The organism is Pseudomonas macauensis, assembly GCF_047902425.1.
In the GTDB taxonomy this organism is placed as follows: Bacteria; Pseudomonadota; Gammaproteobacteria; order Pseudomonadales; family Pseudomonadaceae; genus Pseudomonas.
Window position 1 is genome coordinate 2,466,147 of sequence record NZ_CP138377.1, and the last position, 24,826, is coordinate 2,490,972.

The window sequence follows — 24,826 nt, forward strand, 5'->3', positions numbered from 1 at the left end:
CAGGTGATGTCATGAACGACCGCTACGAAGCCGCAGGAAACCTGGTCGAGGCCCTGCTGCAACGCGCCTGCGAAATGCCGCGCAAGACTGCCCTGCGATTCATCGCCGAGAACATCGAGGTGCCCATCAGCTTCCGTGAGCTGGACGAGCGCGCCCGCGCCATGGCCGCCTGGATGCTGCGCCATGGCCGGTGCGGCGACCGCGCCGTGCTCCTGCTGCCCAGCGGGCCGGACTACGTCACCGCGTTCTTCGCCTGCCTCTACTCGGGGATCATCGCCGTGCCGGCCTATCCGCCGGAGTCCGTGCGCCCGCAGCACCTGGCGCGCCTGCGTTCGATCCTCGATGACGCGCAGCCTAGCCTGGTGCTCACCGATTCCATGCTGATCGAAACACTGCGCCCGGCCTGCGTGCGCGAGACCGGCGACAGCCCGCTGCTGCTCGCGGTGGACCAGGCCGACCCGGCGCTGGCCGTCGAATGGCAGATGCCCGAGCTGGCCGACGACGACATTGCGTTCCTGCAGTACACCTCCGGCTCCACCTCGACGCCCAAGGGCGTACAGGTCAGCCATGGCAACCTGATCGCCAACGAACGCCTGATCCGCCACGGCCTTGGTATCGGCGACGACGACGTGATGGTCAGTTGGCTGCCGCTGTTCCACGACATGGGTCTGATCGGCGGGCTGCTGCAGCCGATCTACAGCGGCATCGAATGTGTGCTGATGTCTCCGCGTTACTTCCTCGAACGTCCGCGTCGCTGGCTGGAGGCAATCGCGCGCTTCGGCGGTACCGTCAGCGGCGGCCCGGACTTCGCCTACCGCCTGTGCTGTGAGCGGGTCAACGAAGCCGCGCTGGAAGGCCTTGACCTGAGCACCTGGCGCGTGGCCTTCTCCGGCTCCGAGCCGATCCGCCCGGACACCCTGGAACGCTTCGCCGCCTGGTTCGCCCCGGCCCGGTTCGACGCCTCGTCCTTCTACGCCTGCTACGGCCTCGCCGAGGCGACCCTGTTCGTCACCGGCGGTGTGCGCGGTGAAGGCATCGGCCAACTGGAAGTCGACCTCAACGCCCTGGGCGAGAACGTCGCCCGACCGGGCCGCGGCACTTCGCTGATCAACTGCGGGCGCACCCAGCCGGACCACGACGTGCAACTGGTTGACCCGCTGAGCGGCGAAGCCCTCGGCCCGGATCGCGTCGGTGAAATCTGGAGCAGCGGTCCCAGCGTGGCGCTGGGCTACTGGCGCAACCCGGAGGCCAGCGCGCGCACCTTCGTCGAGAAGGACGGCCGCACCTGGCTGCGTACCGGCGACCTGGGCTTCCTGCACAACGGCGAGCTTTTCGTTACCGGCCGCCTCAAGGACATGCTCATCGTCCGTGGGCAGAACCTCTACCCGCAGGACGTGGAGCGCTGCGTCGAGGAAGAGGTGGACCTGGTGCGCAAGGGCCGCGTTTCCGCCTTCGCCATCGAACACCAGGGCCGCGACGGCATCGGCATCGCCGCCGAAGTCGGGCGTAGCGTGCGCAAGCTGATTTCCGCCGAAGCCCTGGCCAAGGCCATTTCCGCCGCCGTGGCGGAAACCTTCCAGGAGGCGCCGCTGGTGGTGGCGCTGCTGGAACCGGGTGCGCTGCCCAAGACCTCCAGCGGCAAGCTGCAACGCTCGGCCTGCCGGGCCCAACTGCTCGACGGTAGCCTGCAGGCCTACGCCATCCAGCGTGCCGGCGAGCCGATCAGCGATGGCGCGAGCGCCAGGCCGGTCGCCGCATTGAACGCCGAGGAAGAATCCATCGCCGCGCTGTGGAGCGAGGTGCTGGAGCTGCCGGCGATCCGCCGCGACGACAACTTCTTCGCCCTGGGCGGCAACTCCATCAAGGCCACTCAACTGATGGCGCGCCTGCGCGAGCGCCTGGGGCGTCCCGTGGAGCTGCGCCTGCTGTTCGAAGCGCCGGAACTGGGCGCCTTCGCCGCCGCGCTGGCGGCACTGCCGACGACTGAAGCAGAAACCATTGCGCAGGTCCCGCGTGACGGCCTGCTGCCGCTGTCGCCGGCTCAGCGTCGCCTGTGGTTCCTCTGGAAGCTGGAGCCGGAAAGCGCCGTCTACCACATCGCCGGGCGCATGAACCTGCGCGGTGAGCTGCGTCGTCCGGCGGTGGAGCAGGCCTTTGCCGTGCTGCTGGGCCGCCATGAAACCCTGCGCAGCCGCTTCATCGAACAGGCGGATGGCGAAGTCACGCTGAGCCTGTCCGGCGACAATCGGGTAGAACTGACCGAGAGCGATTTCAGCTCCCTCGGCAATGCCCGCCGCGACATCGCCGCCCGCGAGGACGCCGATGCCTTCGCCGCCGAACCTTTCGATCTGGCCGCCGGCCCGCTGCTGCGCCTGCGCCTGCAGAACCTCGGCGGCGGCCGCCAGGCGCTGCTGCTGTGCGTGCACCACATCATCGCCGACGGTTGGTCGCTGAACCTGCTGCTGGACGAGTTCGCCGAGTGCTACCGCGCCGTCGTCGAACAACGCGAGCCGGTGCTGCCGATGCTGCCGCGCCAATACCTCGACCTGGCCGCCGCCCAGCAATCCCGGCTGGAGGCGGGCGAGGGCGCGCGCCTGCTGGATTGGTGGAGCGAGCGCCTGGGCACTCAGCATTCGCCGCTGGAGCTGCCTTTCGCGACGGGAGGGAAAGGCCAGAGTGCCGCACTGATCGAACGCGAAGTCGACGCCGACCTGACCCGCCGGCTGCGTGGTCTGGCCCAGGCCCACGGCGCGACGCTGCCGATGCTCCTGCTCAGCGCCTACAACCTGTTGCTGCAACGCTACAGCGGTCAGCACGACCTGCGCATCGGCCTGACCCAGGCTGGCCGTGAACAGTTGGACAGCGAGCGTCTGGTCGGTTTCTTCGTCAACCTGCTGGTGCTGCGCAGCGAGCTGCCCGAAGGCGCGACCCTGCGTGGCGTGCTCCGCCAACTGCGCGACGACCTGCTGCAAGCCCAGGCGCACCAGGGCCTGCCGTTCGAGCAACTGGTGGAAGCCCTGCAACCCGAGCGCGGCCACGGCCGCCATCCGCTGTGCCAGGTGGCCTTCGACCACCAGTGGCAACCGCACGCCGGCAATGGCCTGCCGGGCCTGACGGTGGATGCGCTGGAGCAGATCGACCTGGAAACCCCGTTCGACCTGGTGCTGCGCGTTCGCGAAGGCGAACAGACGTTGCGCCTGAGCTTCTGCTATGCCCGCGAGCGCTACGTCGCTGCCGGTATGCAGCGGCTGGTCGGGCACTTCCTCGACCTGCTGCGCGCGCTGCCGGAGCTCAACGCTGACGCTCCCCTGGACGCCCGCGACTGGCTGCCCGCCAGCGACTGGAGCATCGCCGTGGCCGGTGACGCGCCTGCGTTCGAGGCGCTGAGCGAGACCATCGCCGCCCAGGCCCGGCGGCATCCGGCCAAGGTCGCGCTGATCGACGCTCAGCGCGAAGTGAACTTCGCCGAGCTGGAAGACCGCTCCAACCGCCTGGCGCAGCGCCTGATCCAGCGCGGCATCGGCCCGGAGCGCCGGGTTGCCGTGGCGCTGCCGCGTGGCGTGGACATCCCGTTGGCCCTGCTGGCCGTCATGAAGGCCGGCGGAGCCTACCTGCCGCTGGACGTCGACTACCCCGAGGAGCGACTGGCCTGGCTGATGCAGGATGCCGGCGTCGACCTGCTGCTGACCACTGCCGAGTTGGCCGAACGCCTGCCGTTGCCCGAAGGCGTCGAGCGCCTGTTACTGGAAGAGGCCGACCTCGGCAATGCGCTGGCGGTGCGTCCGCTGGTGCGCATCCAGGCGCAGAACCTCGCCTACCTGATCTACACCTCCGGCTCCACGGGCCAGCCCAAGGGCGTTGCCGTCGCCCACGGCGAGATTGCCGCGCACTGCCGCGCCATCGGCCAGCGCTACGCCATGAGCGCCGCCGACCGCGAGCTGATCTTCATGTCCTTCGCCTTCGACGGCGCCCACGAGCGCTGGCTTACCGCGCTGTCCCACGGCGGCAGCCTGCTGATCCGCAATGATGCGCTGTGGACCGCCGAACAAACTCTCGACCAGTTGCGCCGCCACGAAGTCACGGTGGCAGCCTTCCCGCCGGCCTACCTGCAACAGTTGGCCGAGCAGGCCATGATCCACGGCCACGCGCCGAGCATGCGCATCTACTGCTTCGGCGGTGACGCGGTGCCCGAAGCGGCCTACCAGTTGGCGCACCAGGCGCTGAAGCCACAGCACCTGATCAACGGCTACGGCCCGACTGAAACCGTGGTCACCCCGATGCTCTGGAAGGCCGACGCCCGCACCACTTGCGGCGCTGCCTACGCCCCCATTGGCGAAGTGGTGGGCGAACGCAGCCTGTACATCCTTGATGACCGCCTGCAACCGCTGCCGCGCGGCGTGGCCGGCGAGCTGTACATCGGCGGGCATGGCCTGGCTCGCGGCTACCACCAGCGCGCCGCCATGACCGCCGAGCGCTTCGTGGCCGATCCCTATGCTGACGGCCTTCGCCTGTACCGCAGCGGCGACCGCGTGCGCTGGCGTGAAGACGGCGCGCTGGACTACCTCGGTCGCGTCGACCAGCAGGTGAAGATCCGTGGCTTCCGCATCGAGCCGGGCGAGATCGAAGCCCGCCTGCGCGCGCTGCCCGGCGTGCGCGAAGCGGCGGTGATCGCACGCGACAACGAGCGCGGCAAGCGCCTGCTGGGTTACGTCACGGGCGAAGGTGTCGCCGAAGACACCCTGAAAGCCGCTCTGCGCGCACAACTGCCGGACTACATGGTGCCGTCGCGCATCCTCGTGCTGGCGCAGATGCCGCTCAACGCCAACGGCAAGATCGACCGCAAGGCGCTGCCTGAACCTGAGGAAACCGCCAGCGCTGCCGAGGCCCCGCGCGATGGCCTGGAAAACCGCGTCGCCGCCGTCTGGGCTGAAGTGCTTGGCGTGCCGGCTGTAGGTCGCGAGGACGACTTCTTCGAGCTGGGCGGCCACTCGCTGCTGGCCACGCAGGTCATCTCCCGCCTGCGCCGTGACCTGGGTTGCGAAGTCCCGCTGCGCGACCTGTTCGAAGCCAGCCGCCTGGATGAATTCGCGGCGCGGCTGAGTGCATCGACGCCCAGCGGACCTCCGCCACTGCGCGCCCTGGCTCGCGACGGCGATCTGCCGCTGTCCGCCGCCCAGAGCCGCCTGTGGTTCTTCTGGCAGATGGAACCGGCCAGCGCCGCCTACAACGTGCCGGGCGCCCTGCGCCTGCGCGGCGAGTTGGACGAATCTGCGCTGCGCCGCTCCTTCGACGCCCTGGTGGCGCGCCATGAAACCCTGCGCACCACCTTCGATGAAGTGGACGGCCAGGCCTTCCAGCGCATCCAGCCGGCCCGGCCCCTGGATCTCGCGGGGGTCGATCTGTCCGCTGAAAAAGACCCCGAAAGCGCCGCCCGCCGACTGGCGGAGGAAGAAGCGCAGCGTCCGTTCGATCTGCGCCATGGACCGCTGCTGCGTCTGACCCTGATCAAGCTGGCCGACAGCGACCATGTGCTGCTGCTGACCATGCACCACATCGTCTCCGACGGCTGGTCGATCCGCGTGCTGGTGGACGAGTTCAGCCGTCTCTACGGCGCCTTCGCTGCGAGCGAGAAGCTGGAACTGCCAGCGTTGCCGGTGCAGTACGCCGACTACGCCCAGTGGCAGCGCGAGTTGCTGGCGGGCGAGGAGGGCCAGCGTCAGCTGAGCTGGTGGACCGAGCAGCTGGGCCGCGATACGCCCGTTCTCGAATTGGCCGCCGACCGTCCACGCCCGGCGGTGCAGAGCTACCGGGGCGGCAGCCTCGGCTTCAGCCTTGATGCCGGACTTGGTGCGCGTCTCAAACAACTGGCCCGCGAGCAGGACGTCACCCTGTTCATGTTGCTGCTCGGCGCTTACGCCGTGCTGATGCAGCGCTACAGCGGCCAGCGCGACCTGCGTATCGCCGTGCCCATCGCCAACCGCCAGCAACTGGAGACCGAAGGGCTGATCGGCTTCTTCGTCAACACCCAGGTCATGCCATTGCAACTCGCCGATGACGAGTCCTTCGCCGCGCTGCTGACCCGCATCAAGCCGCTGGCGCTCGGTGCGCAAGCGAACCAGGACCTGCCATTCGAGCAACTGGTGGAAGCGTTGCAACCCGAGCGCAGCCTGGCCTACAACCCGCTGGTGCAGGTGAAGTTCAACTTCGGCTTCGACGTTAGCCGCCTGCCCGATGCCGGCGCGCTGAAGCTTGCGCTGTTCAGCGAGGAGCAATACGGCGCGCGTTTCGACCTCGCCCTGGACATGGCTGAGGCGCTGGATGCCAGCGGCCAACCTGGCGATGAGCTACGCGGCAGCTTCGTCTATGCCTGCGATCTGTTCGACGAGGACAGCGTCGTGGCTATCGCCGGCCAGTTCGAAGCGTTGCTGCGCCAGCTGTGTGCCGAGCCGCAGCGTGCTCTCGGCGAGTTGCCGCGCCCAGTGGCTTCGCGTCGTCGTGGCGAGGCGCGCCAATGGCCGCAGCAGGACGTGCTCGCTCTGTTCGCCACGCAAGTTGCCGCGCAACCGGACGCCATCGCCGTGCAGGACGACAGGGTGCGCTACAGCTACGCCGAACTGGATGCCCGCACCAACCGCCTGGCCAACGCGCTGATCGACAGCGGCGTGGAGCCAGTTGAGTGCGTAGCGATCTGCCAGGAGCGCAGCGCGCAGTGGGTGCTCCTGCTGCTGGGCGTGCTGAAAGCCGGCGCCACCTACGTCCCGCTGGACCCGGCGCAGCCGGCCGAGCGTCTGCGCCAGTTGATCAAGGACAACGGTATTGGCCGCGTGCTGGTCAGCGATGCCGTGCTGCAGGATACCTTCGGCGCCGCCGCCACGCTGATCCCGGCCGGTGGCCCGGAGCAGGGCAGCGACAAGGCGCCGTCGCTGAGCATCGAGCCGCAGCAGGTTGCCTACGTCATCTTCACCTCCGGCTCCACCGGCCAGCCCAAGGGCGTGCGCGTCAGCCACGCGGCGCTGGCCAACTATGTGCAGGCTGTGCTGGAGCGCCTGCAACTGGACCAGGGCCGCGCCCGTGGCCTGGGCATGGCGATGGTTTCCTCGGTAGCTGCAGACCTCGGTCACACCACGCTGTTCGGCGCGCTGTGCGGCGGGGGGCGTCTGCATCTGGCCGATGCCCAGGCGGTGGCCGATGCCGAACGCTTCTCGCAGTTCATGCGCGAAGTGGATGTGCTGAAGATCGTCCCCAGCCACCTCGCCGGTTTGCTGGCGGCTGCACCGAATGCTGCCGCTGTGCTGCCGCGCCGCCTGCTGGTGGTGGGCGGGGAAGCCTGTGACCGTGCGCTGCTGCAACCGATTCGTGAAATGGCCCCGCGACTGCGCATCGTCAACCACTACGGTCCCAGCGAGTCCACCGTGGGGGTGCTGACCCACGAATGGTCGCTGGTGGATGATCTGCCGGCTGCCAGCCTGCCCATCGGCACGCCCCTGGCCAACACCGCCATCCGCGTGCTCGACGAGAACGGTCGTGACCTGTTGCCGGGCGTACCGGGCGAGCTGTACATCGGCGGAGCCGGCCTGGCACTGGGCTACCTCGGTCTGCCGGAAATGACGGCGGAGCGTTTTGTGAAGATCGAAGGCGAGCGCCTGTACCGCAGCGGCGACCGTGTGCGCCTGAACCGTCGCGGCGCCGTGGAATTCCTCGGCCGCGTGGATGACCAGGTGAAGATCCGTGGCTACCGCGTCGAGCCGGGCGAACTGGCGCAAGCGCTCAAGCGCCTGCCGGGCGTGCGCGATGCCGTGGCGCTGGCCGAGCGCGAGGGCGACGGCCCGATGAGGCTGCTGGCCTGGGCCATTGCAGAAGGGCAGAGCGTTGAAAGTCTGCGTGAAAGCCTCGCCGCCGAAGTCCCCGAATACCTGCTGCCGGCCCAGTTGATGCTGCTGGAGTGCCTGCCGCTGAACGCCAATGGCAAGGTCGACCGCAAGGCCCTGCCGCGTGTCGAGACGGCGGCCAAGCCGTTGGATAGCGCACCGCTCTCCGAGCTGGAACAGCGTATCGCCGACATCTGGCAGGCGGTGCTGAAGGTCGAGCGCGTCGGTGCCGAGGACAATTTCTTCGAACTGGGCGGCGACTCCATCCTCAGCCTGCAGATCATCGCGCGCATCCGCAAACTGGGTTACAAGCTCAGCCCGAAACAGCTGTTCGAGCGGCAGAGCGTCCGCCAGCTCGCGCAGTGGCTGGAAAGCCGCGCGCCGGCTGCCCCCGCGCCGGTGGTTGCTGTCAGCGGTGAGGTGGCCTTGTCGCCGGTGCAGGCGCGCTTCTTCGAACGCGTACCGAGCGCCCAGCGTCACCACTGGAACCAGGCGCTGCTGCTGCAACCGCGCGAGGCGCTGGATGGTGATGCCCTGGCCCGTGCCCTGCACTGGCTGGTCGGCCAGCACGACGCGCTGCGCCTGCGCTTCGACGGCAGCCGCCAGCGTTACGCGGAACAGGGGCCGCTGGACATGACCCTGCTGTGGCGGCGCCGTGCCGCTGACGCCCGCACCCTGGAGCGTCTATGCGACGACGCCCAGGCCAGCCTGGATATCGCCAACGGTCCTCTGCTGCGCGCCATGCACGTCACGCTCGAAGAAGGTGGCGAGCGCCTGCTGCTGGTCATCCACCATCTGGCGGTGGATGGCGTGTCCTGGCGCATCCTGCTGGAAGACCTGCAGTACGCCTACCGCGAGCTGCGCGCCGGCCGCACGCCCGCCGCATTGCCGCGCACCGATGGTTACCAGGCCTGGAGCGCCCGCCAGCAGGCGGCCGCGGACAGCGCCGAAGTGGCTGCCGAGCTGGCTTACTGGCAAGCCGAATTGCGCGATGCGCCGTTGCTCAACCGTGGCCGCAACGACGCTCCGGCAACCTGGAAGGAAGCCGCTAACGCGCGCTTCAGCCTGGACGTCGAAACCACCCGCCAACTGCTCGGTCCCGCGCTCAAGGCGCAGCGCATCCAGATCAACGACCTGCTACTGACTGCCCTGGCCCGCGCGCTGTACGCCTGGACAGGCGAGTCCTCCGCGCTGGTGGAAATGGAAGGCCACGGCCGGGACGGCGACGGCGCGCTGGACCTGAGCCGCAGCGTCGGTTGGTTCACCGCCCTGTATCCGGTTCGTCTGCAAGCCGGCGGCGAGCCGGGCGAAGACCTGCGCGCCACTCGCGAGCACCTGCGCAACCTGCCGCGCGGCGGTATCGGTTACGGCCAACTGCGCTACCTCAGCCAGCACGCGGCCAGTCTGCGTGACCTGCCGGCGCCGCAGGTGACCTTCAACTACCTTGGCCAGCTCGACCAGGCCTTCGCCGACGCCGACTTCCTGCCGGCCTTCGAAGGTGTAGGCCGCAGCCAGCCGCTGAATGCTGCGCTGGGCAATGCGCTGGTGTACGTCGGCCGTGTGCTGGGCGGCGAGCTGAGCCTGGAAGTCACCTACAGCCGCTTCATGTTTGATGCTGCCGACATCGATGAGCTGCAAGCCTTGCTGCGCGCCGAGCTGCAAGCGCTGGTCGCATACTGCCTGAGCCATCCCTACAAGCTTGGCGCAAAGGATGTGCCGCTGGTCGAGCTGGACCAGCAACAGCTCGACGCACTGCCGCTGCCGGCCGGAGTGGAAGACCTTTATCCGCTGTCGCCGATGCAGCAGGGCATGCTCTTCCATGCGCTCGACGTGCCGGGCTCCTCGCTCTACGTCAACCAGTTGCGCGTCGACCTCGACGGCCTCGACGAGGCCCGCTTCCTCGACGCCTGGCGCGCGGTCATCGCCCGCCATGCGAACCTGCGCACCGGCTTCCTTGCCAGCGCCGATTCGGCGCCGCTGCAGTTCGTCCTGCGCGAGGTGCAACTGCCGGTGCAGTCCTTCGACTGGCGCGATCAGTCCGTCAGTGAGCAACAGCTCGACAGCGTCGCCGATGACCAGCGCAACCTGGGCTTCGACCTGGCCAAGCCACCGCTGCAACGCCTGGCGCTGGTGCGTCTGGGGGAGCGCCGCTACCACCTGATCTGGACTTGCCACCACCTGCTGCTGGATGGCTGGAGCAGCGCGCGGCTGATCGGCGAAGTGCTGGCCCTCTACCGTGCTGAAACTTTGTCTGCGCCCACCGTGCAGTACGGCGATTACATCGCCTGGCTGCACGCCCAGGATGGCGCTGTGGGTGAGACCTTCTGGCGTGAACGCCTGAAAGACTTCGATGAGCCGACCCTGCTGGCCACCGCCTGCAACGCCGGGTTCCGCGACGAGCCGCTGCGCGAACTGCGCAGTCGCCTCGACAGCGCACCGCTGCAACGCTTCGCCCAGGCCCAGCGCATCACCCTCAACACCCTGGTGCAGGGCGCCTGGGCGCTGCTGCTGCAACGTTACTGCGGCCAGCGCAGCGTCACCTTCGGCGCCACCGTGGCCGGGCGACCGGCCACCTTGCCGGGGGCGGAAGAGAGTCTCGGCCTGTTCATCAACACGCTGCCGATCCTGCAAAGCCCGGACGACGCCCAGCGCGTCGGCGACTGGCTGCGCGAGCTGCAGGCGTTCAACCTCGACGTGCGCGAGTTCGAGCACACCCCGCTGTACGACATCCAGCGCTGGGCGGGTCGCGGCGGGCAGGCGCTGTTCGACAGCCTCATCGTGTTCGAGAACTTCCCCATGGACGCGGCGCTGTCGTCCCCTGGCGACGATGACCTGCGCATCCTCGGCCACCGCCCGGTGGACGGCACCAACTACGCCCTGGCCCTGGTGGCCAGTGCCGGCGATCAGTTGGACGTGCGCTACACCTACCGCGCCGACCGCCTGAGCGCGAGCCAGGTCGAGCAACTGCGTGGCCACTTCGAGCACCTGCTGATGGCGCTGGTGGAAGACGCCGAACGCCCGCTGGGCCGGGTCAGCCAACTGGCCGACGGCGAGCGCCACTCTTTGCTGCAACGCTTCAACGACACCGTGGCGACTTTCCCGGCTGATGTGCAGCTGCAGGAGCTGATTGAGCGCCAGGTTGCCGCGACCCCGGATGCGCTGGCCCTGCAATGCGGTGAGGAGCACCTGAGCTACGCCCAGCTCAACGCCCGCGCCAACCAGCTCGCGCATTGGCTGCGCGGTCAGGGTGTCGGCCCGGATGTGCTGGTCGGCGTGGCCGCCGAGCGTTCGGTTGAGTTGGTGGTGGCGTTGCTGGGCATCGTCAAGGCCGGCGGCGCCTACGTGCCGATGGACCCGGATTACCCGCAGGATCGCCTGCAACACATGCTCAGCGATAGCGGCGTGGGGCTGCTGCTGACCCAGCAGCACCTGCGGGATCGCCTGCCGGCGACTGGCGCCCGACGGATCTGCCTGGACAGCCAGTGGAGCGAGATCGCCACGGCGTCAGAGCAGAATCCGGCCATTCTCGGCAGCCCGCAGAACCTCGCGTACCTGATCTACACCTCCGGTTCCACCGGCAAGCCCAAGGGCGCCGGCAACAGCCACCGCGCGCTGGTCAACCGCCTGCACTGGATGCAGAAGGCCTACGCGCTGGATGCCTCCGACCGGGTGCTGCAGAAGACCCCGTTCAGCTTCGACGTGTCGGTGTGGGAGTTCTTCTGGCCGCTCATGACCGGCGCCGCCCTGGTGGTCGCCGCGCCCGGCGCGCACCGCGATCCGGCAGCGCTGCGCCAGGTGATCGAGGCGGGGCAGGTCACCACGCTGCACTTCGTGCCCTCGATGCTTCAGGCCTTCGTGGCGTCCGGCGAGCTGGAACGCAGCCCGTCGCTGCGGCAGGTGATGTGCTCTGGCGAGGCGCTGCCCTATGAGCTGCAACAGCAGTTCCGCCAGCGCAGCAGCGCGAAGCTGCACAACCTCTATGGCCCGACGGAGGCGGCGATCGACGTCAGCTTCTGGGCCTGCGATGAAGACAACGCGCGGCACGTCGTGCCCATCGGTCGGCCCATCGACAACCTGCGCCTGGTGCTGCTGGACGAACGCCTGGAGCCGGTGCCGCAGGGTGTGGCGGGTGAACTGTACATCGGCGGCGTGGGCCTGGCGCGCGGTTACCACGCGCGTCCCGGGCTGACTTCCGAGCGTTTCGTCGCCGACCCCTTCGGCAGCGGTGAGCGGCTGTACCGCACTGGCGACCTGGCTCGCCAGCGCGAAGACGGCGCCATCGAATACCTCGGTCGTCTCGACCACCAGGTGAAGATTCGCGGCCTGCGTATCGAACTGGGCGAGATCGAGTCGCACCTGCAGGCCCACCCACAGGTCAGCGAGGCGGTGGTAGTAGCCAGGGACGGCGTGCTGCTGGCCTACGTGGTCGCCAGCGCCAAGCCCGAAGCCCTGCGCCAGGCGCTGCAAGGCGAGCTGCCGGACTACATGGTGCCGTCGCGGATCATCGCCCTCGATGCCATGCCGCTGTCGCCCAACGGCAAGCTGGATCGCAAGGCCCTGCCGGACCCGCAACTGGGCGAGCGCCTGCGCGAGTACGTGGCGCCGCGCAGCGACCTGGAAGTCGAGCTGGCCGGCATCTGGCAGCACGTGCTGCAAGTGGATCGCGTCGGCCTGCACGACGACTTCTTCGAACTGGGCGGGCATTCGCTGCTGCTCACCCAGGTCGGTCTGACCCTGCGTCAGCGTCTGGGCCTGGAACTGCCGCTGCATCGCCTGTTCGAGCTGAGCAACATCGAGGCGCTGGCCGCCTGGATCGAGTCGCAGCGGGCAAGCTCCGCCAGCGCGGAAGAGGAACTGGACCTGATGGACGAACTGCTCGGCGAGCTGGAGAACCTGTAATGAGTCAACCGATGGACGCCCAGCTGAAACAGGTCGCGGAGCGCCTTGGCGCGCTGTCCGAGGACAAGCAGATCGTCTTCCTGCGTCAGCTTCGTGAGAAGGGCGTGAGTCTTTCGCGCCTGCCGATCCTCCGCGAAGGGCGCGAGCACGCGCCGCTTTCGGCGGCCCAGGCGCGCCTGTGGTTCCTCTGGCAGATGGAGCCGCACAGCGCCGCCTACAACATTCCGGCCGCCGTGCGGCTGCGTGGCGCGCTGGACGAGGGCGCGCTTATGCGTGCCTTCACCGCGCTGATCGAGCGCCATGAAAGCCTGCGCACGGTTTTCCGCTCGGCAGAGTCCGGTCATGATGCCTCGGCGGATAACGCTGGCGCGTTATGCGCCCTACGGGAGCCGGCTGGCGAGGTACTGCGCACGGCAGAGGACTGCTCTGGTAGGGCGAATGACGCGCAGCGTCATCCGCCGCAGGCAGGACAGGGTGCGGCGGATGGCGAGGTGATGCAGTGCATCCTGCCGCCGGGGCCGGCGCATCTGGAGGCGAAGGACTTCGGTAGCGAAGACGAAGCCCGCCATTGGCTGAACCACTGCGCGCAACGCCCCTTCGACCTCGCCGAAGGCCCGCTGCTGCGCCTGCATCTGGCGCGCCTGCCGGGTGAAGCGCTGCTGCTGGTGAACCTGCACCACATCATTGCCGATGGCTGGTCCATCGGCGTGCTCATCGATGAATTCGCCGCGCTCTACAGCGCTGAAGTGAGCGGTGCGCAGGCCGATCTGGAGCCGCTGCCGATCCAGTACAGCGACATGGCCCGTTGGCAGCGCCTGTGGCTGGCGGCCGGCGAAGGTGAGCGGCAACTGGCCTACTGGAAGGCACAACTGGGCGACGAATCCCTGCTGTTGACGCTGCCGGGCGACCGGCAGCGTCCCCTGGTGCAGAGCTATAGCGGCGCGACACTGGACTTCGAGCTGCCCCGTGCGCTCAGCGATGCCTTGCGCGACCTGGCGCGGGGGCAGGGTGCCACGCTGTTCATGCTGATCCTCGCGGCCTACCAGCTGCTGCTGTCGCGCTACAGCGGCCAGCGCGAGCTGCGCGTCGGCGTGCCCATCGCCGGCCGTGGCCGTGCCGAGAGCGAACGGCTGATCGGCTTCTTCGTCAATACCCAGGTGCTGCCCGCGCGCATCGACGGCGACGAATCCTTCAGCGCGTTCCTGGCCCGCACCCGCGAAGCGGTGCTGGGCGCCCAGGCCCATCCGGACCTGCCGTTCGAGCAACTGGTGGACGCACTGCAGCCCGAGCGCAGCCTGAGCTACAACCCGCTGTTCCAGGTGGCCTGCAATCACCAGCCGAGCCGCCGCGACGCCCTGCGCGAGCTGCCCGGCGGCCTGCAGTTGGAGAGCCTGGAACTGGAGAGCGGCATCGCCAAGTTCGACCTGACCCTGAACACCGAGGAAAGCCGCGACGGCCAGGTGCGCGGGCAGTTCATGTACGCCACCGACCAGTTCGACGCGGCGACCATCCAGCGTCTTGCCGGGCATTTCCTCAACCTGCTGCGCGGCATCGTCACCGACCCGCACTGCCCGGTGGCGCGCCTGCCGCTGCTGGACGGTAGCGAACGCGAGCAACTGCTCTACGGCTGGAATGCCAGCGACTTCGATTACCCGCGCGATGCCTGCCTGCATCAACTGATCGAGCAACAGGCGGCGCGCACGCCGAACGATATTGCCGTCACCGACGGCCAGCGCAGCTTCAGCTACACGGAACTCAACCGCCGCGCCAACCGCCTGGCGCACTGGCTGCGCGAGCAGGGCGTCGGCCCGGACAGTCGCGTCGGCGTCGCCCTGGAGCGCTCCGTCGAACTGCCGGTGGCGCTGCTGGCCGTGCTCAAGGCGGGCGGCGCCTACGTGCCGCTGGACCCGGAATTCCCCGCCGAACGCCTGGCGCACATGCTCGAAGACGGCGATGTACGCCTGCTGCTGACCCAGCAGCACCTGCTCGGCGAGCTGCCGCAGACAGGCGCCCGTGCGTTCTGCCTGGATCGCGACTGGGCCCGACTGGACGGCTACGCCGACAGCGATCTGGCGAACCTCGCACAGCCCGATGATCTCGCCTATGTCATCTACACCTCCGGCTCCACTGGCAAGCCCAAGGGCGTCGCGGTGCGCCATGGCGGGGTGGTCAACTTCATGCTCAGCATGGCCCGCGAGCCGGGCCTGGAGGCGCGGGACCGCGTCCTCGCGCTGACTTCGCTGTCCTTCGACATCTCCGCGCTGGAGCTGTACCTGCCGCTGCTGGTGGGCGGCCGGGTGGTGCTGGTGGACCGCGACGTCGCTCGCGATCCATCACGCCTGCTCGGCGTGGCGCTGGAGCAGGGCGTGACGGTGATCCAGGCCACTCCGAGCACCTGGACGCTGCTCAGCGGCCACGAGGACTTCCCGCGCCTGAGCGGCTGCCGCTTCTTCTGCGGCGGCGAGGCGCTGTCCGCCGAACTGGCGGACAAGCTGACAGCCCAAACGGATGCACTGTGGAATCTCTACGGCCCCACCGAAACCACCATCTGGTCGGCGGCCTGGAAGATCGAAAAGGGCGCCCGCGCGCTGCTCGGCAAGCCCATCGCCAACACCCGGCTGTACATCCTCGATGGCGAGCTGCAACCGGCGCCCATCGGCGTGGCCGGCGAGCTGTACATCGCCGGCGACGGCCTGGCGCGCGGCTACCATGGCCGCCCCGATCTGACCGCCGAGCGCTTCGTCGCCGATCCCTACGGTAGGGAAATGGGCGCGCGCATGTACCGCACCGGTGATCTGGCGCGCTGGCGCGCCGATGGCGTGCTGGAGTACCTCGGCCGCCTCGACCATCAGGTGAAGATTCGCGGCTTCCGTATCGAGCTGGGCGAGATCGAATCGCGCCTGCTCGGCCAGCCCGGCGTGCGCGAGGCGGTGGTGATCGCCCGCGACGCCGGAGCGGTGAAGCAACTGGTCGGCTACGTGACGGGGCAGATCGATACCGACCTGCGTGCCGCGCTGCTGGAAGAGCTGCCGGACTACATGGTCCCCGCGCAGATCGTCCTGCTCGAGCGCATGCCGCTGACGCCCAACGGCAAGCTCGACCGCAAGGCCCTGCCGGAGCCGGATTTCAGCCTGCTGCAGAAGCACTATCGCGCGCCGCAAAGCCAGCGCGAACAGACCCTGGCGGCCATCTGGTGCGCCGTGCTGGGCCTGGAACGGGTGGGCCTGGACGACAACTTCTTCGAGCTGGGCGGCGACTCCATCGTCTCCATCCAGGTGGTCAGCCGCGCCCGCGCCGCCGGCCTGCACCTTCGCCCGAAGGACCTGTTCCAGCACCAGACCTTGCAGGCGCTGGCCCGTGTGGCCGGTGACTTCGTCACAACCGATGCGGCCGTCGTGGTCTCCGCCATCGAGGCGCCGGACGCCGCACAGCTGGCCGCGCTCGATCTGAATCCGGCCGAGATCGAAGACCTCTATCCGCTGTCGCCCATGCAGCAGGGCATGCTGTTCCACGGCGTGGACGGCAGCGAGGGCGGCGTCTATGTCAACCAGTTGCGCGTGGAAGTGCAGGGGCTGGACGTCGCGCGTTTCCGCGTTGCCTGGCAGGCGGCGCTGGATGCCCACGACAACCTGCGTGCCGGTGTGCATTGGGAGGGGCTGGATCAGCCGGTGCAGGTCGTGCACAAGCAGGTCGAGCTGCCGCTGGAAGTCCTCGACTGGCGTGGCCGTGAAGATTTGGACGCTGCGCTGGACGAACTGGCCGCTGACGAACGCAGCCGCAGCTTCGATCTTGTGCGTCCGCCGCTGCTGCGCCTGGTACTGGTGCGCAGCGCCGAGGCCAGTCACCAGCTGATCTACACCCATCACCACATCCTGCTCGACGGCTGGAGCAACGCCCAGCTGTTCGCTGAAGTGTTGCGCCGCTACAACGGCGAGAGCATCCCTCAGCAGGGCCGCTACCGTGACTACATCCACTGGCTGCAAGCTCAGGACCCGCAGCAGGCCCAGGATTTCTGGAACGCGCGGCTGGAAGGCTTCGCCCAGCCCACCGTGCTGGCTGACAGCCTGGCGCGCCCGGCCGAAGGCAGTGGCCACGGCCTGGAGTACAGCCGCTACGACGCGGCGGCCACCGAACGCCTGAAAGCCTTCGCCCGCAGCCAGCGGGTGACGCTGAATACCCTGGTGCAGGCGGCGTGGATTCTCCTGCTGCAACGCTACACCGGGCAGCAGCGCGTCGCCTTCGGCGCCACCGTGGCCGGGCGGCCCGCGCAACTGGCCGGCGCCGACAGACTGCTGGGCCTGTTCATCAACACCTTGCCCATCGTCCAGGCCCCGAGCGAGGACGCCGACCTCGGCGACTGGCTGCGTGAATTGCAGGCCTACAACCTGGACGTGCGCGAGTTCGAGCACACGCCGCTGTACGACATCCAGCGCTGGGCCAGCCAGGCCGGGCAGGCGCTGTTCGACAGCATCATCGTGTTCGAGAACTACCCGGTGGACGAGGTGCTACGCAGCGCCCAGGGCCCGCGCTTCGGCGAGCTGAAATCCAAGGATGAGACCAGCATTCCGATGGACCTCGCCGTGCGAGTCGGCGAGACGCTGGAGATCGAATACCAGTATCTGCGCGCCCACTTCAGTGCTCCCGCCGTGGCACGCCTGCGCGGCAATATGGAGCAGGTGCTGGACAGCCTGCTGCACGGCGCCGGCAAGCGCGTCGGCGAGCTGCAATGCCTGTCGGCCAGCGACCGCGCGGCGCTGGCCGCCTGCCGTGGTCCGCATCAGTCGCTGCCGCCGGCCGAGCCGGTGCACCTGGCCATTGCTCGCCAGGCTGCTCTGCGAGGCGATGAGGTGGCGCTGATCTGCGGCAACGAGGAGATCGACTACGCGATGCTGGAGCGCGACTCCAACCGCCTGGCCCATCGCCTGATGGCGCTGGGTATTGGTCCGGAAGTCCGCGTCGGCGTGGCCCTGCCGCGCAGCGTGCGCATTCCGTTGGCGCTGCTGGCGGTGCTCAAGGCCGGCGGTGCCTACGTGCCGCTGGACGCCGAGTACCCGCGCGAGCGCCTGGAGTTCCAGATGAGTGATGCCGGCATCGCGCTGCTGATCACCGACAGCCGCCTGCGCGAGCGACTGCCTCTGCCGGCGGGCGTGCAGTGCCTGGAGCTGGACGCGCTCGATCTGAGCGGCGAAGACAGCGACCTGCCCGTGGTGGCCCTGGAGCCGGAAAACCTCGCCTACCTGATCTACACCTCCGGCTCCACCGGCAAGCCCAAGGGCGTGGCGGTCAGCCACGGCCCGCTGGCCATGCACTGCGCGGCCATCGGCGAGCTGTACCGGATGGACGCTGCGACCCGCGAGCTGCACTTCATGTCCTTCGCCTTCGACGGTGCCCACGAGCGCTGGCTGACCACCCTGGTCCACGGCGGCAGCCTGGTACTGCGTGGCGATGAGCTGTGGACTCCGGAGCAGACCTACCGCGTGCTGCACGACAAGCAGGTCAGCGTGGCGGCCTTCCCGCCGGTCTACCTGCAACAACTGGCCGAGCATGCCCTGCGTGACGGCAACCCGCCGCCGGTGCGCATCTACTGCTTCGGTGGCGACGCGGTGCCCAATGCCAGCTTCGAACTGGCCAAACGCGCGCTGCGCGCCGAACACCTGATCAACGGCTACGGCCCCACGGAGACCGTGGTCACGCCGTTGCTGTGGAAGGCCGACCGCGCTACGGCCTGCGAGGCCGCCTATGCGCCTATCGGCAAGGGCGTCGGTGCGCGCAGGCTGTACATCCTCGACGAGCAACTGCGGCAGGTTCCGCTGGGCGTGGCTGGCGAGCTGTATATCGGCGGCGACGGCCTGGCGCGCGGGTACCACGAGCGCGCCGGTCTCACCGCCGAACGCTTCGTGGCGGACCCGTTCGATGCGCAAGGCGGTCGTCTGTACCGCAGCGGCGACCTGGTGCGCGGCCGCGCCGATGGCGTGATCGACTACGTCGGGCGTATCGACCACCAGGTGAAGATTCGCGGCTTCCGCATCGAGCTGGGCGAGATCGAGGCGCGTCTGCAGGATCACCCGCAGGTCAGCGAGGCGCTGGTGGTCGCCCGCGACGGCATCAGCGGCAAGCAACTGGTCGGCTACGTGGTGGGTGAAGCGGAAGGTGACGCGCTGCGCAGCTTCCTCCGCGAGCAGGTGCCGGACTACATGGTGCCGGCGCAGATCCTCAGGCTGGAGCGCTTCCCGCTGTCGCCCAACGGCAAGATCGACCGCAAGGCGCTGCCCGAACCGACCTGGCAGGGCGAAGCCTACGAGGCGCCGCGTAACGAGCGCGAGCGCGCCCTGGCCGACATCTGGCAGGACGTGCTGCAAGTGGAGCGCGTCGGTATCCGCGACAACTTCTTCGACCTCGGCGGCGACTCCATCCTCAGCCTGCAGATCGTCTCCCGCGCCCGCCAGGCGCTCGGCGAGGGTGTCGAAATTCGCCTGCGCGACCTGCTGCAGTACCAGACCATCGCCGGCCTGCTGGAGCGTTCCGAGAGCGTGGCTGAGGTAGCGCCGACAGCGACCGTGGAGGTCGCTGATGACGGCAAGTCCTTCGGCCTGGTGCCGATCCAGCAATGGATGTTCGAGCAGCAGCTGGAGGAGCCCAACCACTTCAACCAGGCGGTGCTGCTGGAGTGCCGCCAGCGTCTCGACGCTGATGCGCTGGAGGCATCCTTGCAAGGCCTGCTGGCCGAACACGGCAGCCTGCGTCTGTCCTTCGCCCGTGGCGCGGACGGCGTGTGGCGCCAGCGCACTCTTGAGGCCAGCGAGGTCACCGGTGCGCTGCTCTGGCAGCGTCAGGCGGCGAACGCCGAGGAAGCGCTGCTGATCGCCAACCAGGCGCAGCGCAGCCTGGAACTGAGCGAAGGCCGGCTGCTACGCGGCGTGCTCACCGACATGGCTGACGGCACCCAGCGCCTGCTGCTGGTGATCCACCACCTGGGCGTGGACGGCGTGTCCTGGCGCATCCTGTTGGAGGAGCTGCAACAGCGTTACGCCGCGCAGCTCGCTGGCGAACCGGCGCCGCGCTTCGAACGCACCAGCGCCTACCGCGCCTGGGCCGAGGGCCTGCGCGAGTACGCCGACAGCCAACTGGCGCAGGGCGACCTGCCGTACTGGCTGGAGCAGACCGAGACCGCCGGCTTGGGCGAGCCGCAGCGCGACAACCCGCGCGGCGCCGAGCGCATGGCGCACCTGGAGCAACTGTTCCTGCGCCTGGACCGCCAGCAGACCCAGCGCCTGCTGAAGGTGGCGCCGGAGGCCTATCGCACGCAGATCAACGACCTGCTGCTGACGGCCCTGAGCCGCACGCTGTGCCAATGGTGCGACAGCGAGTCGGTACTGATCGCTCTGGAAGGCCATGGCCGCGAGGACATCCTCGACGCGGTCGATCACAGCCGCACCCTGGGCTGGTTCACCAGCCTGTTCCCGCTGCGCCTGACTCCGGGGCAGGGCGACTACGCCCAGGCCATCACGGCGATCCGCCAGCAGCTGCGAGCGGTGCCGGACAAGGGTATCGGCTACGGCGCCTTGCGCTATCTGGGTGACAACGCGCTGCGCCGCCAGCTCGCCGCACGCGCCGAGCCGCGCGTCACCTTCAACTACCTCGGCCAGTTCGACCAGAGCTTCGACGACAAGGCCCTGTTCGTGCCGCTGCAGGAGAAACCCGGCGACACCTACGCCGCCAGCACGCCGATGAACAACTGGCTGGAGATCGTCGGCCAGGTCTACGACGGCGAACTGACCCTGCGTTGCATGTTCAGCCGCCGGGTGTTCCGGCCGTCGCGCATCGAGGCGCTGATGGCCAGGCTGCGCGAAGAGCTGGGCGGCGTGATCGATCACTGCTGTGCGCAGGTAGAAACCGCCAAGGAAAAGGCCACGGTATGAACACATTGATGAAAGAGGTCGGCATGCTGCACCCGGAGATTTCCGCCTTCCTGGACATGGTCGACGAAGGCCGCCGCAATGGTCGACCGGCGCTGCACGAACTGCCGGTGGAGCAGGCGCGAGAGGAGTTCGAAGCCTCGTCCGAGTCGCTCAAGGCCGGCGCACCGTCGATGCCGGTGGAAGAACTGCTGATCCCGGCGCGGGAGGGCCGGCAACTGCCGGCTCGCCTGTACCGGCCGCTAGGCGCGGGCGAGGGCGCGATCCTGTACTTCCACGGCGGCGGCTACACGGTCGGCAGCCTGGATTCCCACGACGGCCTGTGTCGGCTGCTGGCGAAGCACTGCGAGTGCGCCGTGATTTCGCTGGGCTACCGCCTGGCGCCGGAGGCACCCTTCCCGGCGGCTATCCACGATGCCCGCGACGCCTGGGACTGGCTGCTGAGTTCAGCGGCCAGCCTCGGGCTGAATCCACGGCGCATTGCCGTCGGAGGCGACAGCGCGGGTGCCACGCTGGCTACCGTCCTCAGTGCTGAACTTGCGGGGGAGGGCGCCGAACAGCCCTGCGCCCAACTGCTGTTCTACCCGGCGGCGGATGCCAGCGCGCGCAGCGAGTCCCAGGAACTGTTCGCCGAGGGCTACCTGCTGGAAACGGCCAGCCTGGACTGGTTCTACGACCAGTACATGCCGGAGGTTGCCCGGCGTGGCGATTGGCGTTGCTCGCCGCTCCATGCCGGCGCGGCCCTGCAAGGCAGTGCGCCGGCCCTGCTGTTCGCCGCCGAGTTCGATCCGCTGCTGGACGAAGGCCTGGCCTATGCCCAGGCACTGGTGCAGCAGGGCGTGGAAGTCGAGGCGGAGCGCTGCTGCGGCATGACCCACGACTTCCTGCGCATGGGCAACCTGGTGCCGGAGGTGGAGGGATATTATCGCCGGGTGGCGGAGTTCCTCGCGGCGCGCTGGTAAGCCGGCGAGCCCGGCGTCAAGCTGGTTCGCGAGCAAGCTCGCTCCTACGAAGAGCACGCGGTGCCACCTGTAGGAGCGAGCTTGCTCGCGAACCGCACTCTGCCGATGGATCAAGGCGCTCCGATCTGATGCCGGCGTCAGTGATGAGCTGAAATGAAGCGGCGTACAACCGGGAACGGTTATACGCCTTACGCTGAATCAGCCCTTGCGCTCCCGGCGCATCAGCCAGAGGAAATACGGGCAGCCGATGAACGCCGCCAGCAGTCCCGCCGACACTGGCCAGGGGTAGGCGATGTTCCTTCCCAGCCAGTCGGCCACCACCATGATCAGCGCGCCGGCCAGCGCACTCAGCAGCAACTGCGGAGCGGCGCGGCGTACGCCCAGGTGACGGGCGATATGCGGGCCGATCAGGCCGACGAAGCTCAGTGGCCCGACGATGATGGTGGCGGTTGCCGTGAGCACCGCGGCGCTGAGCAGGATCGCCAGATGGCTCAGGCGCAGCTTCAGGCCCAGGGCCGTCGCGGTGCCGTTGCCGAGGGACAGCAGGTCCAGCGGACGGGCCAGCAGCAGGCTCACGCCGATCATCACGGTAGCGACGACCACTCCGGTACCCGCCGACGCCACGTCGACCTGGTAGGTCGAGCCGGTCATCCAGCTCATCATCGCCGTCATGCGCGGGTCGCCGCTGGCCAGCAGCAGGGTACTCAGCGAGTGCAACAGGGTGGTCAGGCAGACGCCGGTGAGCAGCAGGCGCTCGGCGTTGAATGTCCTGCGCCAGGCGAACCAGAGCAGCAGGCCGAGGGTGAGCAGGGCGCCGATGCTGGCGGCGGGGACCATGTAGGCCTGCGGCTGCGGCAGCACCAGGAACAGCACCAGTACGGCGATGGCCGAGCCGGAGGTGGCGCCGAGCACTTCCGGGCTGGCCATGGGGTTGCCGGTCAGGCGCTGCACCAGCAGGCCGGCGACGGCGAGCATGGCGCCGGCGGCCAGCGAACCGAGCACGCGTGGCAGGCGCCATTGGACGATGGCGTCGGCAAGGCCGGCATCGCCCCAGTGCCAGCCGTTGGCGTCCACCGCGAAGTAGATCGCCGGCAGCGTCAACAGGGCGAGCACGATGGCGGCGCCGATGATCAGTCGCCAGGGATGTTCGCGTTGCGGCTTGGCCGGTGCCGGGCGCGGGACGATGCCGCCGCTGCGCTGGCGGCTGAGCAGCCACAGTAGCAGCGGCACGCTGAAGATGCCGGTGAGGATGCCGGCGGGAATCTCCCCGGCGAAACGCGACAGTTCGCGGGCGATCTGGTCCACCACGCAAAGCAGCGCGGCGCCCAGCAGTGGCGCCCAGATCAGCCGTTGCTTGAGCGTGCGCGCACCGCACAGCCGGGCGATGGTGGGCGCCGCGAGGCCGACGAAGGCGAGCATGCCCACGGCACTGGTGACGAAGGCGCTCAGTGACACCGCCACGGCGAGACCGAGCACGCGGGTACGGCGCAGATTCACGCCCACCGCGGCGGCGCCTTCGTCCTCCAGTCCCAGCGCGGCCAGCGGACGCGCCATCAGCAGCGCGACGACCATGGCCATCGCCAGACGCGGCGCCAGGTACAAAACGCCGTCCCAGCCGCTCTGGTTCAGCGAGCCGGCCTGCCAGAGCAGCAGGTCGATCAGGTAGTCGTGGTTGAACAGCACCAGCAGTGCGTTGAGCGATACGCAATAGAGGCTGATCACCATGCCGGCGAGGATGAAGCGCAGCGGCGACAGGGTGCGGCCCCAGGCGAAGGCGAACAGCAGACAGGCCGCCAGCGCCGCACCGCTCAGGGTGACCGCCTCCATGCCATGCACCAGCAACGCCGGGGCGAAGATGGTGGCGGCGGACAGCGCGAGGTTGGCGCCAGCGGATACACCCAGCGTCACCGGTTCGGCCAAGGGGTTGCGCAGGATCTGCTGGAACAGGGTGCCGGCCAGCGCCAGGGCGGCGCCGGCCATCAGGCTGACGGCCAGGCGCGGGTAGAAGCTGAAGTGCATCAATACCTGGCGCACGTCGTCGAGGTCCGGCGACCACAGTGCCGGCCACCAGAGCTCGCGCGGCAGGGCGCCCTGCAGGCCATGGAGCACCAGCAGCGCGGCAAGCGCTGCCAGCAGCAGCGTGCAGATCGCCGGGCCCAGCGGCAGGCCGTTACGGGGGAGGGCGAGGCCGAGGGTCGATTCAGGCATGCACAGCCTCCGTGGCGCTGTAGAGATAGGCGGCGATGCGCTCGGCAAGGTCCAGCACCGAGGCGGCGCCGGCGTAGGGGTAGAAGCGCTCCAGCGTCAGGGTGTGGCCACGGCGCACGGCGGGCAGGTTGGCCCACAGGTCGTTGGGCTGACGCAGGCTCTGCAGGCGCGCCGAGGTGGTTGGGATGTCGACGTAGACCAGGTGCGCGTCCGGGCGCTCGGCCAGGCGCTCGATGCTGACCATCGCCAGGCCCACCGGGCCGACCGGCCCTTGCCAGGCGTTCTCGACGCCGAGGCGATCGAGCACGTCCTGCACCATGCTGTTCCTGCCATACACCGCGGCGTGGCGGCCGTCCTGGTTGAGGACGGCGACGCACACCGGCGGCTGCGGGCGGTCGGCCAGCTTCGCCCTCAGTTCGGCGAGACGCCGCTCGCCGGCGGCGATGTAATCGGCGGCGACCTGCTCGACGCCCAGCCGGCGTGCCAGTTCGATCATGAACCCGGTCGTTGCGCGCCAGGCGCCCTGGGGCGCGGGATAGATGGCCACGCGCTCGGTGGGGGCGATGCCGTTCAGGCGTCGCTCCAGGGTTGGGGTCATCGGGTCACTGAGGATCAACTGTGGGCGCAATTGCTGGATCAGTTCGAGGTTCGGCTCCCAGTACGGGCCCACGTCGCGCACGCTCTCGGGTAGCGCCAGGGTGGGCATGCGCACCCGGTAGTAGCGGTCATCGGAGATCGCCAGCGGTGTGACGCCCAGGGTCAGCAGCGTCTCGGCGGCGACCCAGTTGAGCGCGACGATCCGCGTCAGGGGTTCTCCCGCCAGAACGGGCAGCCCGGCGGCGCAGGCCAGCCCACCAATGGCGAGCCCCTGCAACAGGTGGCGGCGGGTGAGGGACATGCATTTCTCCTCGCGGTTGAAACGGCGATCTGCTGAAACGACAACGGGCCCCCTGTGAACAGGGAGCCCGATCGG

5 protein-coding genes are annotated in these 24,826 nt (G+C 68.8%); 3 read left to right on the plus strand and 2 right to left on the minus strand.

Annotated elements, in window-relative coordinates:
- Positions 1–11: 11 nt before the first annotated feature.
- From SD196_RS11720 to SD196_RS11730, 3 genes are read left to right on the plus strand one after another with little or no spacing between them, the layout of a single operon-like run.
- Positions 12–12,767, plus strand: coding sequence for a non-ribosomal peptide synthase/polyketide synthase (locus tag SD196_RS11720; RefSeq protein WP_416311493.1), 12,756 nt, complete (start codon positions 12–14; stop codon positions 12,765–12,767).
- Complete coding sequence (locus SD196_RS11725) at positions 12,767–20,686, plus strand: amino acid adenylation domain-containing protein (protein WP_416311494.1); 7,920 nt, start codon at positions 12,767–12,769, stop codon at positions 20,684–20,686. The genes SD196_RS11720 and SD196_RS11725 overlap by 1 nt, the downstream gene beginning before the upstream one ends.
- Positions 20,683–21,645, plus strand: coding sequence for an alpha/beta hydrolase (locus SD196_RS11730; protein WP_416311495.1), 963 nt, complete (start codon positions 20,683–20,685; stop codon positions 21,643–21,645). Before SD196_RS11725 ends, SD196_RS11730 begins: the two co-directional genes overlap by 4 nt.
- A 198-nt stretch (positions 21,646–21,843) precedes the next feature.
- Here the strand turns inward: SD196_RS11730 and fhuB are convergent, their stop codons facing one another.
- Positions 21,844–23,853 carry a Fe(3+)-hydroxamate ABC transporter permease FhuB gene (gene fhuB / locus SD196_RS11735; RefSeq protein WP_416311496.1) on the minus strand — a complete coding sequence of 670 codons (2,010 nt, stop codon included), beginning with the start codon at positions 23,851–23,853 and terminating at the stop codon, positions 21,844–21,846.
- Positions 23,846–24,751: an ABC transporter substrate-binding protein gene (locus SD196_RS11740; RefSeq protein ID WP_416311497.1), complete on the minus strand. Its 906-nt coding sequence runs from the start codon at positions 24,749–24,751 to the stop codon at positions 23,846–23,848. Before SD196_RS11740 ends, fhuB begins: the two co-directional genes overlap by 8 nt.
- Positions 24,752–24,826: the final 75 nt, after the last annotated feature.

Excerpts from the sequence above, each read along its gene's own strand:
- SD196_RS11720 (WP_416311493.1), top strand. The coding sequence starts at position 12 with ATGAACGACCGCTACGAAGCCGCAGGAAACCTGGTCGAGGCCCTGCTG.
- SD196_RS11725 (WP_416311494.1), top strand. The coding sequence starts at position 12,767 with ATGAGTCAACCGATGGACGCCCAGCTGAAACAGGTCGCGGAGCGCCTT.
- SD196_RS11730 (WP_416311495.1), top strand. The coding sequence starts at position 20,683 with ATGAACACATTGATGAAAGAGGTCGGCATGCTGCACCCGGAGATTTCC.
- fhuB (WP_416311496.1), bottom strand. The coding sequence starts at position 23,853 with ATGCCTGAATCGACCCTCGGCCTCGCCCTCCCCCGTAACGGCCTGCCG.
- SD196_RS11740 (WP_416311497.1), bottom strand. The coding sequence starts at position 24,751 with ATGTCCCTCACCCGCCGCCACCTGTTGCAGGGGCTCGCCATTGGTGGG.